Origin of the sequence: Flavobacterium nackdongense (assembly GCF_004355225.1) — a bacterium.
GTDB lineage: Bacteria > Bacteroidota > Bacteroidia > Flavobacteriales > Flavobacteriaceae > Flavobacterium > Flavobacterium nackdongense.
In genome coordinates, this window is sequence record NZ_CP037933.1 from 4,070,160 (window position 1) to 4,087,009 (window position 16,850).

Sequence of the window (16,850 nt, forward strand, 5' to 3'; positions counted from 1 at the left end):
ACCCGGTAGAACCAATAAATAGAAATAGTGTAAAAATTAGATAAACTTAAAAGTTAATCAGACCATCAATCATTTTTTTTAAATACAAGATTTATGAAGCATCATTTTTCTATCGCACTTTCGATTTTGGTTTCCGTGTTTTCGATGTTTGGATGCAAAACAATTCCTAGTCCTCACGAAAGAAAACCCAATGTTTTATTGTTGTATATGGATGATTTGAGACCCGAATTGGGTTGTTATGGAAAATCAATGATTAAATCACCTAATATTGATGCTTTTGCGGCTAAGGCCATTCAATTCAACAATGCGTACTGTAATGTTCCTGTTTGCGGTGCCTCACGAGCTAGTATGTTAACTGGTATTTTACCCACAAAGAACATTTTTGTAGATTTCGATACCTTTGTGCAAAAAGAAACTCCCAATGCCATAACACTGCCACAACTTTTTCATCAAAATGGATATACGACCATTTCCAACGGAAAAGTTTTTCATCATCTTGACGATCATATCGGAGATTGGGACGAATTGTGGCGGCCTTATGCTTTCGACAAAAATGATAAAGGCTTAGCACCAACAGATTATTGGCAAACCATCTGGAAAGATTATCAGTTGCCACAAAATAAAGCAGAATATTTAAAAACGGGAAAAGGGCCAGCCTTTGAAAATGCAGAAGGCAACGATTCAATATATATCGATGGTTTAACAGCGAATAAAGTCATCAAAAACCTTAAAATGCTACAAAAGTCAGGGAAACCATTTTTCTTGGCAGCCGGATTTATCAGTACCCATTTGCCTTTCAATTCTCCAAAAAAATATTATGATTGGTATGATAGAAAGACCATAAAGCAACCCTATAATAATTATATTCCGAAGAACGCGCCAGCCATTTCTATTAGCAATTGGCCAGAAATGAGAGAATATACCAATATTCCAAAATCAGGTCAAGTGACTGATGCTACTGCCATCGATTTGATTCATACGTATTATGCCACCGTGAGTTATGCCGACGCACTTCTAGGAAAAATATTGGACAATCTAAGAAGTCTTGACCTGGATAAAAATACAATTGTTGTATTGGTTTCAGACCACGGGTATAATTTACAAGAACATACACAATGGGCAAAATTTACCAATTATAACACTTCTACTCAAGTTCCTTTAATTATTTATAATCCAAAATCGAAGAGCAAGAGTTCAACCACCAATGCATTGACTGAACTCGTTGATATCTATCCAACTTTGGCTGAACTTTGTGGTTTGCCATTGCCCAAAAATCAGTTAGAAGGCAAAAGTTTAGTGCCCATTCTCAACGACCCCAAATTGAATGGCAAAGAACATATTCTGATAAAAAGAGCCAACGGATTTACATTAAAATCCACAAATTACAGTTACACAGAATATATCAATCCGAAAGACAATTCAACTATTGCCAATATGCTTTATGACCATCAAATAGATAAAGACGAAAATAACAATGTGGTGAATGAACCCGAATACCGCGAAATTGTTAAACAATTGCAGAAAACCTTGCATACTGAATATGAACGAAATATTCTTGGCACAGAAACATCAAAATAAATGTACGTTACTTACTTTCAATTTCATTAAAATCAATGGCTGAGTCTTTTTTGGTACTTCTGGGTTTTGTGTGAACATTATTTTTTTTAAACCATTTAGGCTATTAAGAAAATTAAGAGCGATACAAATCTTAATTTTCCTAATATACAAGTATTTATGAGGCTGAAATTACGGTCTATTTTTTAAGATTTTAAACGATTTAAAGAAAGATAAGGGCAGTAAAAATCTAAATGAACTTAATGGTTGTACTTTTTTTGTTTCCACTAAAAACTCAGTAGTACCTCTTTTTTTTTATTAATAGCTTAAAATTGATTTTAAATAGACCTTATTTGCTGATAAGCAAACCCATTGGATTCAATTGATTTCTAATTTTATACTTCTATAAACAAAGTAAATTATAAATTATGAAATCAATTAAACTACTGTTATTGTTGGTGGCCACAATGGCTTTTTCTCAAATCGCAATGGGGCAAAGTAAAGAGGAAAGAGCTAAAGCAAATACTGAAAAATACAATGAAAAAATTGTATCAAAAAACAAAGATCTTGCATTGAGCGAGGATCAAAAGACAAAAATTACAGCAATTTATCTGGAGCAGATATCAGAAATTGAGGCTATCAAAAAAGAGGTAGCTGATGAAGAAGCCAGAAAAGCAAAAAATCAGGAGGTTTACAAAAAACAAGGGATGAAAATTTATAATGAAGTGCTTACCGATGATCAAAAAAAAGCGCTCAAACCGGCTGAAAATAGATAAATTCCGTTTTAACCTAAAAATATAACTGGCTAGTTTCAAAGCTTTAGAACGACAACAAAAAAGTCATTGCTAACGATTTTCAAACCCTATTTGATGATAATCAAACCTCTACCTTTTATTTTTAAAATAATTTTACCTTACTATTATTATAACCATTAAAATACTACTACTATGAAAAAAATTACTTTATTTCTATTGATGCTTAGTTCATCAGTCGGGTTTGCACAATTGGTGACAAATTCAACTTTTGATACCGCCACAACTGGTTGGGCTTATAATGCAGGAACAGCTGGTCCCGCTGGAGGTTCGATAGGTTATTCCGCTACCGAAGGTTTTACAGCTCCCGGAGCAATGGTACTTGTAGCTGGAGGTTCCCCGAACAGAGTGCAGACTAGCCCAAATGTTGCTCCTACTTTTGCTGGAGATTATAAAATTACGGCCAAAGTAAAGGGAACTGCAGGTACAACGGTTACTATTCAAGTATTTCAAGGAGCACCAGGTTCAACTACTGGAAGTTCTGCTTTTACAATGACTGGTGGATGGGATGCCATTGAGTTTACCAAAACCGGAATGGTTACTAGTGCCACTGCTGGGGTTCGAATTGTTGCCGGAAGTGCAGGTACATTTTATATAGACGATGTGTATTTTACTTATCAAATTCCTGCTGGAAATACCACATTGACCACTAATGTTGTTGGGAGCGGAACCGTTACAAAAACGCCCAATCAAGGCAGTTATTTACCAACTGATATGGTAACTGTAAGCGCAATCAATAACACGCATTGGATTTTTTCTAATTGGTCTGGTGATTTATCAGGAACCTCTCCTTCGGCTAATATTACAATGAATTCCAATAAAACAGTAACTGCTAATTTTGTTTCCGACCCTTCTTTTGATTATAGCTTTGACTTTTTAACTGATGGAAATTTAGAAGGATGGACATTAGATCCACAAATTACTGTGTCAACTCATACAGGTGGTCTTGTTACTTTAGCGCCAACAGCCAACCAATTTGCGAGATTAAATTTGTTAGGTTTTCCTATTCCTACAGATCCTATGGCAGCAAAGAAATGCAATAAAGTAACCGTAGTTATAAAAAACGGTTCGGCTACTACAAACGAATTAGCTGTAGTTGTTGGAACAATAGTATCTGGAATAACCCCCATCACTACAAACGATGCTGCATATCAAACTTATGAAATAGACCTTACGAAAAACACAGCCTGGACAGGAGATGTTACAAGTTTCAAACTTCGATTTGCCGATTCAAACAATACTGCAAATGCAGGAAAACCTTCCGATTCTGGCTCGATTATTTTGGATAATATTCGATTTACTTATGATGGATCTCTTGGTTTAGATGCTATTAGCAAAAATAATAACTCGATAGCACTATATCCTAATCCCGCGAAAGATGTATTGAACATCAGTAGTGCATCTAAAGTAATTTCGGTAGATGTTTATGATAGCACTGGAAGACTGGTTTTGAAAAGCGACAACAAAAGTAACGACCAAATCAATGTTTCTGATTTACAATCAGGAATTTATATCGTAAGACTTAAAAATGCCGATAATTCTATTGAAGACAAAAAGTTGGTAATCACCAAATAGGATGTAAAAAATCCATTAAATAGATAACTTTAAATATTCATCACAATTATTGTTTTAGTAAAACTTAGGTTCACTAATTGGGAATTTTAAAGTGTTCCTAAACAGCAACCCCACCAATTTTCTAGATTGGCGGGGTTTTTTATAAAGGCATTTACTGCCGAATAGTATTTTTTGTTGCGCAGCTCAGAACGGATTCTTGATAAGTATGATTAATTTTATGGGCTGCTTAAGAAGCTGTCCTGGAGTAAACCACAGGAGCTTGAGAGGAAAAATTGCTGGCGCGAGTCACGCAGTGTACGTGTTTTTGTTTTTCTCGAAGTTATTATTTACCGTTGGAAGGAAGAATAGCTTTTGCAAAGCTATTTCAAAAACCGTGACAGCAATTTTTTTAGGAGTGGTGGCAAGGAGTGGCAACTGAAAAGTTAAACGTCCTTTTTAAACCGAATGAAAAAGAATGTTCTCGTTATTGGAAGCGCACCTAACGAAATGAAGCAAACAAACCCTTCATCTGCGCTCAGGTTGACAGTAAGTTTAGGAATACTTGGACTAAACGAGTATTTTGTGCAGTTGAATGAGATAATGGATTGTGAAGATATCTATATTATCTGTTATTATTTTGACATTTGCTTCATTCTTAATCAAGTAATCCTCTCTTCAATCAAATCTTTCCAAATTACAAAACCTTTTCTGTCAGCTTAATAATCGTGGAGTATTCTACTGAAATTATTGGGTGGATTTTCTATAAATGCTTGTCTTCCATTAGTTCTAATGGTATTTAGATAGCTGTCTATTTGTTTTAATTTATCGGGAAGCGATTGTTTGTCGTTGTCAAAATGCCAAATATAAGTTGCTTCTTCTGTATTTAAGGTTTCTAAAACGATATGAAATCCCGTTTTTCCTGCTAGGAGAAAAACAAATGAAAATGGATTCAAAACAAATCGAATTTTAAGTATAGTCCTTTGGTGATGTTCGGCTAAATATTGTAAATGAGCTCGATGTTTATATTTTTGATTCTGTAAAAAATCGTTTAATAATTCATCTCCCGAATTATAAAATTTGGCATTGTTTTCATTTTGCAATTGATTAATGTCAACCAAATTTTCTTGACCAATTATATTTGGTTTTCCTAAGAAAGTCTTAGTTATAAAGGTGAATTTTACAGTTTCAATCAATTCTCTAGTTATCTTTTTTAGATCGTTTGATAATGCTAATTGTGAAATTAGTTGGCCTTCTTCAAATTCAGCATGAATAGTAACCGTTATGTTTTTTATTTTGAGTGTTTTAGAGAAATACCCTTTCAAAACTTCAAATTCGGGCCTTATTTCAAAATTTTCAATATCAAATTCAAGCTCGGTTTTCATTTCTGAAACTTCATATTTAAAAGCTATACTTCCGTAACGAAAATTTAGTTTTTCAAATGGAATCTTTACTTTTTTATCAATTATGAAAGTGTTTTTTGAAACAATAATCTCTTCTTTAGGCTCATCAAATAAAGTCGCTTGTTTGTCAATTTTCCTGTAATAGACATTTCTTTTCAGAAACATTTTATTCAAATAATCTATCTTGATATCGCGATAATCATAAATTGTGGGTGTTATTTCTGAACGTTGCACTCTACCGATGTATTGAATCAATTTTCCTTCAAAAGAAAACGGATAAACCAGAAAAAGACAATTAGCATTTTGCAAATCTGTTCCTTCTCCAAAGAATTGTCCAGTGGTTATGACTACTTGATAGTTTCCTTCTTTCAGCAATTTCCATTTAGAGTTTTTACTGTTATCCGAATCTTCGCCACTCAACGTAATCACTTCGTAAAATTGTTTTAAATACTGATAAAGCGAGTCAATATGTTCTTTGCGCTCGGTAATAATAATAACTTTTTTGTCCGATTTTAATTCATTGATAACATCTTGGAGTATGGCTTTGTTTCGAGTAGAATCGTGAACTAGGATTTTTGATAATGTCTCAAATTTATCCGTCTTTGAGTTAAAAGGAACATCTAGTTCTGTATTTCTAATAATGATTTTAGGTTTTTTAGCCGTGCTTATTTCGTTAGATTTTATTTCAGAAATCACTTCTCCTAAATGTATAAAAATCAATTTGCTGTCATTATATTTTCGGAATGGAGTTGCTGTCAATCCATACAAATAGAAGGTTTGCAATTTTGAAATTGTATTTCTGAATGTTTCCGCTGGAATATGATGGCATTCATCTAAAATAATAGTCCCAAAAGCATTCAAAAGTTTTTCGCCATCGTGTTTATCTAATTCTTTTGATAGACTTTGAATCATTGCAACCGTTATCTGCTTTCCAATTTTGGTTTTTCCTTGACCAATTTTTCCAATCTCATTTTTTGGAATTCCAAGAAAAGTTTCAATTCTTTCCATCCATTGGTCGGCAATTTGTTTTCGATGTGTGACTATTAATGCGGGTTGTTTTTTGTCTGCAATAATTTTTAGACCAATGATAGTTTTTCCAGAACCCGGCGGTGCAACAACCACTCCTAAATCTTTCTTTGCAATTGTATCAATGACTATTTGCTGATGTTCTTGGAGTTGCGCATTGAATAAGAAAGAAACTTCCTTTAGTTTTTTTCTTTCATCACTAAAATTATATTCAATATTATTTTCTCTACAAAATCGAATTATTTTCCCGATAAAACCTCTAGGAATTATGACTTCATTTTCTATTTCTTCGACCAACTTGAAATAACGCTCTGTTCCAAAAGGACTTTTACCCATCTTCTTTTTTTTTAAAAATTGGGTATTCAGAAAATTCAATTCTTCTTTTAGAAAATTGATTAGCGGCGTTGAAATGGCATTACGATTAATTTTAACAACATTTGCCAATCTTATGGTTAATTTTTCATTGTATAATTGCGGTGCAATTGAAGCAGAAATATTTTGTTGTGTATTATGAATTTGGTATAATTCATCCAATTTTATTGGCGAAATTCTTTGAATATTCTTTATAAAATCCCATTGATTTGGAATAGGTTCTAGGCTTTCAACATCAATAAAACAGCTGTTTCCTTGTTCAAAAGTTTTCTTATACAGCGGAAGTGCTATCAAATTTCCAAATCCTTTTCCAGAAAGAAAATCTTGATTGGGAAACATTCTGTCAAAACTGGAACTCTTATCAAACAAAGAGAAAACTCCTGTTTGCTCTAAAATTGAAATGAAAATCTTTCTGCTTTTTATCGCTGGATAGGGTTGTTCGAAAAATATCCAAACGTGTCCACCTTTACCTGAACGAGAGCGTTCCAAATAGGCAGAAATCCCCTTTTCATTACAAGCATTTATAAACTTTTTGCAGTCCTCAACCCACTCTACTTTGTCAAAATCTGCCACAATAAACCAAGAAGTATTGTCTTTGAGCAAAGGATAAACGCCAATATGTTGTTCGCCGTTAAGGTGTTTTTCAATTTCTTTTTCTGTGAATGGCAAATATTTTTTATCTGCGAAATTTTGAAAAGTTCCACCATTCATTTTATGAGCTCGATACCGATAAGGGTCATAGAAATAGGCTGGCATATAACCGCTTTTACTCCCTTTTTCCCAACGAACCGCAAACACATCTTCTCTTCCTGCAAAAACAGATTTAAACAGTTGGATTTTATTTATTTGACTTGATGGCATAATTTAGATTATTCAAATAGTCTGTTTTTAAATAAATTGCAAGTGAATTAGAATGCTAGATTTATGGAATATATTAGATGCGAATGAGATAATGGTTTTTTACTCTTGATTACCTAGGAATATTTTGCCAATTAGGGTTAACTTATATTTTTGATCTGGTGCTGTTGGATTTTGTGGATTTGTTTTCTCAATCCATTGTAATTGTTCCAAAGGTTTTATATAGTTGTCACGAAATGTTTTCTTATTGGCATATCCAACAGCCATCATAATATCATCTAGCGCTAATGGCTCTCCTGTTAAGGATAAAATGGCAATTATATATCGAATTTTTTTATGGATGAGGTTGGTACTTTTTTGAGACCAGCTTGGTACTTTTTTTATTAGAAGTTCATCAGTAGGCTGATTTTTAGGCCAATCAAGATTTTGCAGCTTGGTACCTTTTTGTGTCCAGCTTGGTACCAAATGTAAAAGACACTCCTCCCAAGAAGCTTCAAAGAGTTCTGGTGAAATATTAATTTTGCTCAAAGATTTTTCTAAATGAGAGGTATATTTTTCATCTAATTCTATCCATTTTAACCATTTATTAGAGAAAGATTTTAGCGTTACCAAACGTAGTGGAATGATTGTTTTGAAAATAGATCCTTCAATAAATATTGGTTGCGCTCCTTCTATGTATAATGGCAGGTACTTTTTTGTGTTTCTGATTCCAGAACCAATTTCATCAGTCCAACCCAAAGCCGTGAAAAATTTACGGATGTTTGGATTTTTAGGATATGGATTGAAACTGTTTAAATCAATTGGACCACTGAAGTGAGGATTGTTTGGATTTGTGATTGTCAGTTGGTATTGATCAATAATCATTTCTGTTGCCAATGCGCTGCTGTACTCACGATGCACAATTACATTTCCAATTACTTCACGGAATACTTTATCTCTTAAATCAACTCTTTGGTCACCTTCCATATAGAATTTTTCAGGTAAATGCTTATTAACAAACGCTTTTAACTGTATGTAAGTATCTATTAAATTGGTTCGCAAAGGAGGTGTAATTCTATCGTCCCATCGGTCTTTATTAATCTTTCTTACCATTCCCTCCACTTTATATGCAGGGAATAAGCTTTGAATTGTTGTGTCCTTACCAAAAATTAGAGCAGCTGCGGAAGTTAATCCCTCCTTTTGAGTAAAAAAGTCCTTTCTGTAAAGTGAAGCTTCTTCCAACATTTTTTGATTTTTTTCGAAAAGCCAAGGATGGTCACTTTGATTGGATTTAATCAGATTACGCGCCTTTTCAAATAGTTTTTCATCAAGGTCTTCCATTGTTAGATTAGGAATGACTTGACTTTCTGTGAAGAAATTACGTTTGTTTAGATGCAAGTCGCTTACTCGTTGACTTTGTTTTGTAATATCTAAATCACTTTCATATTCTCTGATATAAATCGCTTTTTTATGGTCGTGAACTTGAGAACTTACAGGCACTTGCATTGCAATTATCCACACTCCATCCATTTTAACTGGAACTGGTTGTAAATATAGTGGAGGATTTATACAATCGGTAGAATTAATTGAAGACACTAAATCTTTAAGAATATTATTTTTGAATGCTTCTTCAACACCAGAAATAGTTCCGTCATCTTCTATTCCTAAAATCAAAGTTCCGCCTTCTGTATTGGAAAAACTCACAACGGTTTCGTATAAATCAGAGGGAACAGAACGTTTAGCCCCTTTAAATTCAATATGCTTTCCTTCACCTTGTAAAATCAATTGTCTTAAAAGTTGTTCCTCCATTTTATTGTTTTTAATGTTTAGCGAAAGTATAAAATAAAGTAATAAATAACCCGTTGGGTGTAATTAAATTGTTTGATTCTTAATATTATTTATTGGTCTATCAAAAATAAATTTATTGATGAATTGAACCAATGTTAATGCCGTTATTTTTGCTAAAATCCGTGTTTTAAATCCTTCAAAAGATTTAGCATAATTGTTTCTAATTTTGAACTGGTCACACAATTGTGAAAATAATGTTTCAATTCTTTTTCTTGATTTTCTAAAGACAGAAGGTTGAGGCGTATAGTCTTTTTGATTTGTTCTTTTTGGCGTTTCCAATTTAATATTTACTGTTTGAAATAAATCTAACTGAATTGATTCAGATAAATACCCTCTATCGCCAAGAACCACACAATCAGACATTTGTTCTTTTATATTTTTTAAAAAATTGACATCGTGAACTTCAGCTTTTGTAATATCTAATGAATGAAAAACACCATTTATTGAACAAACACCGTGAAGTTTATAACCATAAAACCAATTGTTTTGTGAGGCACAAAATCCTTTAGACGGAGCAGTTTCAAAATCTTTTTTACAGATTTTAATTCTGTTATGACGAGCAAATTTGCATATCTCCAATGGCATACTATCAACAATAAAATAATTTTCAAATTCTAAAAAATGAGAAGCAAGTTTTACTCTAACTTCCTCTAAAAAGAAAAATAATTTTCTCCTTCTTTTATTGAACTGACTTCGGTCAATTAAGTTAGGAATTTGTTGTTTATTTATCTCTTTAAATAAAGAATTTTCACTGTCAATTGACATAAATTCCGCAGTTAAACTCAATGCAACTATCTCTAAATCAGACATTTTTTGTTTTCTTCCGACGCCAGACTTAAATTCTAATTCACAATTTAAAGAACTTATAACTTCTAAAACTCTTAAATATTTTTTTACTATATTTGACATAAATATTGGTTTGTTTGGCGACTTCAAGATACTGAAATTCAGTATCTTGACCAATATTTATTCAATTTATTTTACTTCAAATAATTACACCCAACGGGTTTTTTATAAATATAATTATGTCGAGTCTGGGTTGAGTTATTTGTTTCACTGAGGGGGCTGATTGCGTTTTTTGTATCGGATTTTTCTAAGTGTTTAAAAGTATTTTTACCGTTGCAATCATAGATTTTACTACTTGTAAAGCTTTTGCTTTTTTCGTAAATGCACTTATTTGATTTATTTTTTGAGCAAATTAATTAAGAAGCTCTAGTTAGCCTTTAGCTTTTATTTATCTAAAATATGCTTTATCCTTGGGAAAATTCACTAAAAATTTAAGCTCCTTTTCTTCTAAATAATATGAATACTTATGCAAAGTAAAATATCTAATGAAATGGTGGAAGTATTTAAAGGCAATCCTTAAAGAGATTTTTGGTAACATTCCATATAATGTCTGAGTTTAGTCAAATAAAATAGAATTATGATTAATTTATAGTTCGTTTATTTTTGAAATTTTTTATTCGTGCTAAATAAAATATCATTTTTTCATCAACTATGCAATTTTACAGCCCTAATATCTTTTTTAGTTGTTCTTTGTCAATTTCAGTTCCTGCAAAATCATCAAAACTTCTTTCAGCTGCTTCAATAATATGATTTTGTATAAATGGAGCACCTTCACGAGCACCTTGAAATGATGATTTTATGCAACATTCCCATTCCATTACTGCCCATACATCACATTCGTATTTAGTTAATTTTGAAAAAATACTTTTAAAATCCACTTGACCATCCCCTAAAGATCTAAAACGACCTGCTCTATCTTTCCAATCGGAATAGCCGCCGTAAACGCCTTGTTTTCCTGTAGGATTAAATTCGGCATCTTTTACGTGAAAGGCTTTAATGCGGTCGTGATAAAAATCAATAAAACTTAAATAATCTAGCTGTTGCAATACAAAATGACTTGGATCGTATAATATATTTACCCTTTGATGGTTTCCAGTTGCTTCAAGAAAACGTTCAAAAGAGATTCCATCGTGTAAATCTTCTCCAGGATGAATTTCGTAGCATAAATTGACGTCATGCTCATCAAAATGATTTAAAATGGGTAGCCATCGCTTTGCCAATTCTTCAAATCCCATTTCCACAAGTCCATTAGGTCGTTGTGGCCACGGATAAACAGTATGCCATAATAAAGCTCCTGAAAATGTGGCATGAGATTTTAATCCTAATCGTCCGCTAGCAGTTCCAGCATTTTTCACGGTTTGAACGGCCCATTCTGTTCTTGCTTTTGGGTTGTTTTTGACTGCGTCAGGAGCAAAGCTATCAAACATAATGTCAAAAGCAGGATTTACAGCGACTAATTGTCCTTGAAGATGCGTGGATAACTCGGTTATTTCTAATCCATAGGAATTAACTTTTCCTTTTAAATGATCACAGTAATCCTGACTTTCAGCAGCAATATCAATATCGATTAAATTAGTTTCCCAAGTTGGTATCTGTATTCCTTTATATCCTAAATCGGCAGCCCATTTACACATCCCTTCTAAATTGTTGAATGGTGGTTGATTTCCCGCAAATTGAGCTAAAAACACAGCTGGTCCCTTAATTGTTTTCATATAAATCGGTTATTAATTTAAGATATTTTAGTTTTTAATTTAAAACTTAGTCCAAGTAGCATTATTTTTATCACTTTCCACTGCTGCATAAATAAATTTCATTCCCCTTATTCCATCATAAACAGTGGGATAATCGGGTTTTTCAATTGTTTTATTGGTTAATACTGCCATTAAATGGATAGCGAAATTTTTGTAAATAGTTGCAAAAGCTTCTAAATAACCTTCTGGGTGACCAGCTGGAATTCGTGAACTATTTAATGCTTCTGGATACAAATCATTACCGTTTGGAGTGAAGATTTTTTGGGGTTCTTTAAGCCAATGTGTAATTAATTGATTCGGATTTTCTTGACGCCACTCTAAACTTCCTTTTTCTCCATATACTTTAATAGATAGATTGTTTTCTTCACCCAAAGCAATTTGAGAAAATGACATTGTTCCTTTGGCGCCATTTTCCATTCGGAGCAGTAAATTTCCATCATCGTCTAATACTCTGTCTTCGCCAAAACGTCCTAAATCGGCTGCTAATTCCTCTATTTTTAAACTTGTAATATATTCGACCAAATTTTTGGCATGCGTTCCAATATCACCTAAAGCACCACCAATACCTGATTTACTAGGATCTACTCTCCAAGTAGCTTGTTTGTGTCCAGTTTTTTCTACGGAGGTCGATAACCAACCTTGTAAATAATGTACTTGAATTTTTCGGATGTTCCCCAAATCACCATTAGCTACCATAGCTTTAGCTTGTTTAACTAATGGATGTCCGGTATAATTATGGGTTAAGGCAAATAATAGACCACTTTTAGTTACGATTTTTTCAAGTTCAATAGCCTCTTCTAGAGTTAGGGTCATAGGTTTATCACAAACCACATGAAATCCATTTTCTAAAGCTAATTTTGCGGGAGCAAAGTGCATGTGATTGGGAGTAACTATTGCCACAAAATTCATTCGCTGATCTTCGGGAAGCATTTTCTCTTTTGCGATCATTTCTTGATAATCTTTATAGCATCTTTCTTCGGGAAGATAAAAGTCTTTGCCAGAGGCTATCGATTTTTCGGGACTACTACTAAAAGCACCGCAGACTAACTCTATCATACCGTCCAATGCAGCAGCTTTTCTATGAACATCACCGATGAATGAACCAATTCCTCCACCTATCATTCCCATTCTTAATTTTCGTGTCATTTTTTTCAATTTTTATTTACAAACCCATTTGAATCCTCTAGTTAATAATTGCCAAGCAGCAGGATTGTCAAAATCTTTTGGATCGTGTCCGATTGATAAATAAAAAACCTTTCCTTTTGCATATTGAGTTGTCCAACAAACAGGCATTACTGTTCCTTTAATCCAATAATTATGAGTGTCTGAGAAAGTGGTTGTTGCCAGTATTTTTACTTTGGGATCAATGTGCATATAATATTGTTCCGTATTTTTAACACTAAAGTTTTTAATTCCTTTAGTAATTGGGTTGTTGTCCTTACTAATAGTTATATCGTAATCGATTAAACCACCAGGGTGTGTTACAAATTGGCCACCAATCATATATTGATAGTCTGTATTGTTTCTGAAGGAATCTCCCAATCCACCGTGACAACCCGCTATTCCAGTTCCATTTTTAACAGCATCCAATAACGCTTTACTTTGTTCTTTTGAAATTTGTCCCATCGTCCAATATTGAATAACAAGGTCGGTATTGTCCATAATTTCTTTTTGAGTATAAACTCCCAATGAATCGCTCATAGTAACTTTGGCACCTTCTTTTTCAAGCCATTTATTCACTCTTTCCGCAAATACTTTTGGCTGATGGCCTTCCCAACCTCCATATACTAATAAAACTTTTTTATCTTGAAGTGAAGTTAATTTATTTGAATCATTAGTTTCTTGGGAAGCAGCAGAAATTACCATAAACAAACATAGTAAAGAGCTAAAGAAACGACTAGTTTTAAGTTTCATATTTGTATATTTTTTAGTTAAGTAACATATTTTGCAGTATTTTTTCAGCAACAATACTTGCTGAAGTGTTTGAATTTATAGCTTTGGTTAAATCTAATGATGAAATGATAATTTCTCCTCGTCCAACAGGTATTCTGACTACTGCAGAGTAAAGCTCTTCCTTGTGATCTGCATAAACACCTACAATGGATTCGCCGTTTTCGATACGCAAGCCCAATCGATTATTTTCATATCCTGCTAAACATTGATATTCCCAGTTGAAAGCTGTATTTACAGGTAAATCTATGAAAATTTTGTCCTCTTTTACAAAATAGTTTCCGCCATACCAATCTCTTTTGATTGGAGCACTTCCTCTGTAGTCTAAAATAGCTTTAGAAGATAACCAGCCAGCAAATTTTTCTACATCACCAATAATAACTAGTTTGTTTCCTTGGTTTACCCAGCGTAAAATATCTTGTCTAAGAGGGAATTTTTGTTTTCCAAATAATTCATTAAAATTATTGGTTACCATTACATTAGATTTAATTTCTTGCACATTTACGGTAGTCACATTATTTGAAATGATTGCAATATCTTTTAATAATGGTGTCAAGGTTTTTGTGGTATCCGAAATGGTAACAGTTGGGAGTTCCTTATTTAAAGAGGTTACAAACAGTTTTTCTTTGCCCGAAGCGATATTTTTTTGTCCTTTTTTTAACTGAGCATCGATTTGGACGTATCCTTTATTGGGCACAGTAAAGGAGATTTCTTTCTTTAAAAGTTCACCAAAAGTAGTGCCTCCCGTTATATTTACCGCAAATGATTCTTTATAAATTTCTCCTGAACTGTCTGAAACAGCTATTGCTAACGTATGTTTTCCTTTGATTTCTTTTTCGTTGATAATATGAAAATCTACTGTTGCCTTTTTTCCTTGTGTTAATACTAGTTCACGTGCTTTTACAGCAACATACAAAGGTTGGTTATAGTGCGCTACTATTTTAGGATCGGCTTTTGGGTTTCTGTAAATATCTACAATTCCTGAATGGTTTTCAATTTTTTCTCCTTCCCATCCATTTACAACATAGCAGTCTACTGTATTGCTTAGCCTCACGTTTTCAATCATTCGACCTTGGTAATACATAGAAACACTTCCTAAACTTTGCGTTAAGCTATCTACCGTTGGAAAAGCTTTTCTATATCCTTTATTGGTTAAAAAGGCATCAAAAGCATTGAATTGATTGATATAGGCTTTTCCGTCCCAACCTAAGTTTTTTCCTTTTAGTTCTTGGTTTATCAATTCTAATCGGTGTGGTGTTCCAATAGCACCATCTTCGCCCCACATTATTATTTCGCCCTTGTTGGTAGAATTTTTATGAAAATTTTCTGGATTCTTGTAAAATTTATCAAAATAGACGCCTGGGCCATCCGCATAGTGCATATCCCACCATCCTTTATATAATGGTTTGTCATTATAAGGTAACATATGTAATTTTATGGGTGCTTCAATTTTTTCTGGGTTTAGCACATCTTTATAACCCATTTTTTTAGTAAAATTGGTAGACGTAAATGTAATAGTCCGTGTTTCATCCCAACTATGCGCCAATTGGATGTCTTTGATTTCAAAAGGTTCTGGATCTCTGGTCGATTCATTGATCATATTGTAGATAACAAGTGAGGGATGACTTCTAAAAAGCACGATCATTCTTCTTAGGCGTTCTCTGTTCATTTCTTGTGAAAAAGTTGAGGTTGTGCCTGTTTTGTACCCACCAGGCTCTGCGTAATAGAGTAAACCCATTTCATCGGCTAGATCTAAAATCATTTCTTGGCCTATTCCTCTATGAAAATTCAGCATATTCAATCCCAAATCTTTAGCAAGCTGAATTTGTTTTTTTGCCAATTCTTTGGTAGGAATCATTCCATTTACAGGCCAGTACCCCCAAGAAATAGAGGTTCTTAGCATCACTCTCTTGTGATTTAAGTGAAACTGTTTGTCTCCATTAACCTCTACCACATCAAACCATCTGAAACCAAATCTTTTTATGACTGTATCTTCGCTACCATCGGCTCCTTTCCATTTTAGTTTGACAAAATACAGGTTTGGATGTTCGATAGACCAGAGTTTTGCTTTTGGAAAATTTATTTCAATAGTTGAGGTTTTCGTATTCCTTACGGCAATGCTTTTTGATAAAAGTACATTTTTTTCATTTTCATACAGTTCTGCAATTAATTCGCCTTGACCTGGTTGATTTAAGGTGTTTTCAATAACTATTTTGGTCATTTCTGGAGTGTTTTTCACGAAAACATCTTCTAAAAAACTGTTGTCCTTCACACTGATGCTTACGCCTCCAGTAATACCTCCAAAACCGTGGCTAGCACTTAATGTTTTTTTTAAGCCCCAAGAATCATTTAGATAATCAATCCATTCAAAATTACCATCTGGATCGGTAATTCTTACAGCAAGTTCATTTTCTTTGGAATAATCAATATATTTTGAAATGTCAACTGAAAAAGGTGTTCCGTTGTATAGATCATAGCCCGCTAATTTTTTATTGACATAAATTTCAGCTCGCAGTCGTGTGCTTTCAAAATGGAGAAGCACTCGTTTGCCTTTCCAATTTTCATTTGCCTTAAATTGAGCCGAAAACCAAGAAACACCAATGTAATCGCCATCTATTCCAAAATCATTTCCGTTTTCTCCCCAATAATGCTCTTCGACAGTCGCGGGAATGGTAATTTCTTTTCCTGTTTTTTGGAGCATTTCCCAACCATCTGTTGGCTGATTAGGCTGTATTTTTGTAATATCAGGAGTTAAATATAAGTCATCGTTTGCCCAGGTTGCTTTTTTGTCAAGGCAGAGCCTCCATTTTAAAGTTGTAAGGTCTAAATTTGGATTGCTTTGCGAATGGATAGCAATCGAAAAAGAAAATACAAGGCAAGCAATTAGATATTTCATTGTA

At 33.5% G+C, this 16,850-nt stretch carries 10 protein-coding genes; 3 read left to right on the top strand and 7 right to left on the bottom strand.

Annotation, left to right across the window (positions count from 1 at the left end; genetic code table 11):
• Positions 1-93 precede the first annotated feature (93 nt).
• The 3 genes from E1750_RS17200 (at position 94) to E1750_RS17210 (ending at position 3,941) form a co-directional block, all read left to right on the top strand.
• The gene (locus E1750_RS17200) at positions 94-1,578 is read left to right on the top strand and encodes a sulfatase (RefSeq protein WP_133277954.1); all 1,485 of its coding nucleotides are present in this window, start codon (positions 94-96) and stop codon (positions 1,576-1,578) included.
• Between the two features lie 404 nt (positions 1,579-1,982).
• A complete protein-coding gene (locus tag E1750_RS17205) occupies positions 1,983-2,330 on the top strand; it encodes a hypothetical protein (RefSeq protein ID WP_133277955.1) in 348 nt (115 codons plus the stop codon).
• Positions 2,331-2,501: 171 nt separating this feature from the next.
• Entirely contained in the window at positions 2,502-3,941 is a 1,440-nt protein-coding gene (locus E1750_RS17210) for a T9SS type A sorting domain-containing protein (protein ID WP_133277956.1), read from the top strand.
• A 695-nt stretch (positions 3,942-4,636) separates the two neighbouring features.
• On the opposite strand, the gene E1750_RS17215 is transcribed toward E1750_RS17210, so the two are convergent.
• From E1750_RS17215 to E1750_RS17245, 7 genes are all read right to left on the bottom strand, one after another.
• Complete coding sequence (locus E1750_RS17215; RefSeq protein WP_165698070.1) at positions 4,637-7,579, bottom strand: DEAD/DEAH box helicase; 2,943 nt, start codon at positions 7,577-7,579, stop codon at positions 4,637-4,639.
• Between the two features lie 99 nt (positions 7,580-7,678).
• The gene (locus E1750_RS17220) at positions 7,679-9,364 is read right to left on the bottom strand and encodes an AlbA family DNA-binding domain-containing protein (RefSeq protein ID WP_133277957.1); all 1,686 of its coding nucleotides are present in this window, start codon (positions 9,362-9,364) and stop codon (positions 7,679-7,681) included.
• A 63-nt stretch (positions 9,365-9,427) separates the two neighbouring features.
• Positions 9,428-10,312 (bottom strand): IS982 family transposase, encoded by an 885-nt coding sequence (locus E1750_RS17225; RefSeq protein ID WP_133277923.1) that lies wholly within the window; start codon positions 10,310-10,312, stop codon positions 9,428-9,430.
• 596 nt (positions 10,313-10,908) lie between these two features.
• Positions 10,909-11,961 (bottom strand): sugar phosphate isomerase/epimerase family protein, encoded by a 1,053-nt coding sequence (locus E1750_RS17230; RefSeq protein WP_133277958.1) that lies wholly within the window; start codon positions 11,959-11,961, stop codon positions 10,909-10,911.
• Positions 11,962-12,000: 39 nt separating this feature from the next.
• A complete protein-coding gene (locus E1750_RS17235; protein WP_227873921.1) occupies positions 12,001-13,146 on the bottom strand; it encodes a Gfo/Idh/MocA family protein in 1,146 nt (381 codons plus the stop codon).
• A 12-nt stretch (positions 13,147-13,158) separates the two neighbouring features.
• Positions 13,159-13,914: a ThuA domain-containing protein gene (locus tag E1750_RS17240; RefSeq protein WP_227873922.1), complete on the bottom strand. Its 756-nt coding sequence runs from the start codon at positions 13,912-13,914 to the stop codon at positions 13,159-13,161.
• 13 nt (positions 13,915-13,927) lie between these two features.
• On the bottom strand, positions 13,928-16,846 hold the full coding sequence (locus E1750_RS17245; protein ID WP_133277959.1) for a glycoside hydrolase family 2 protein: 2,919 nt from the start codon (positions 16,844-16,846) through the stop codon (positions 13,928-13,930).
• Positions 16,847-16,850: the final 4 nt, after the last annotated feature.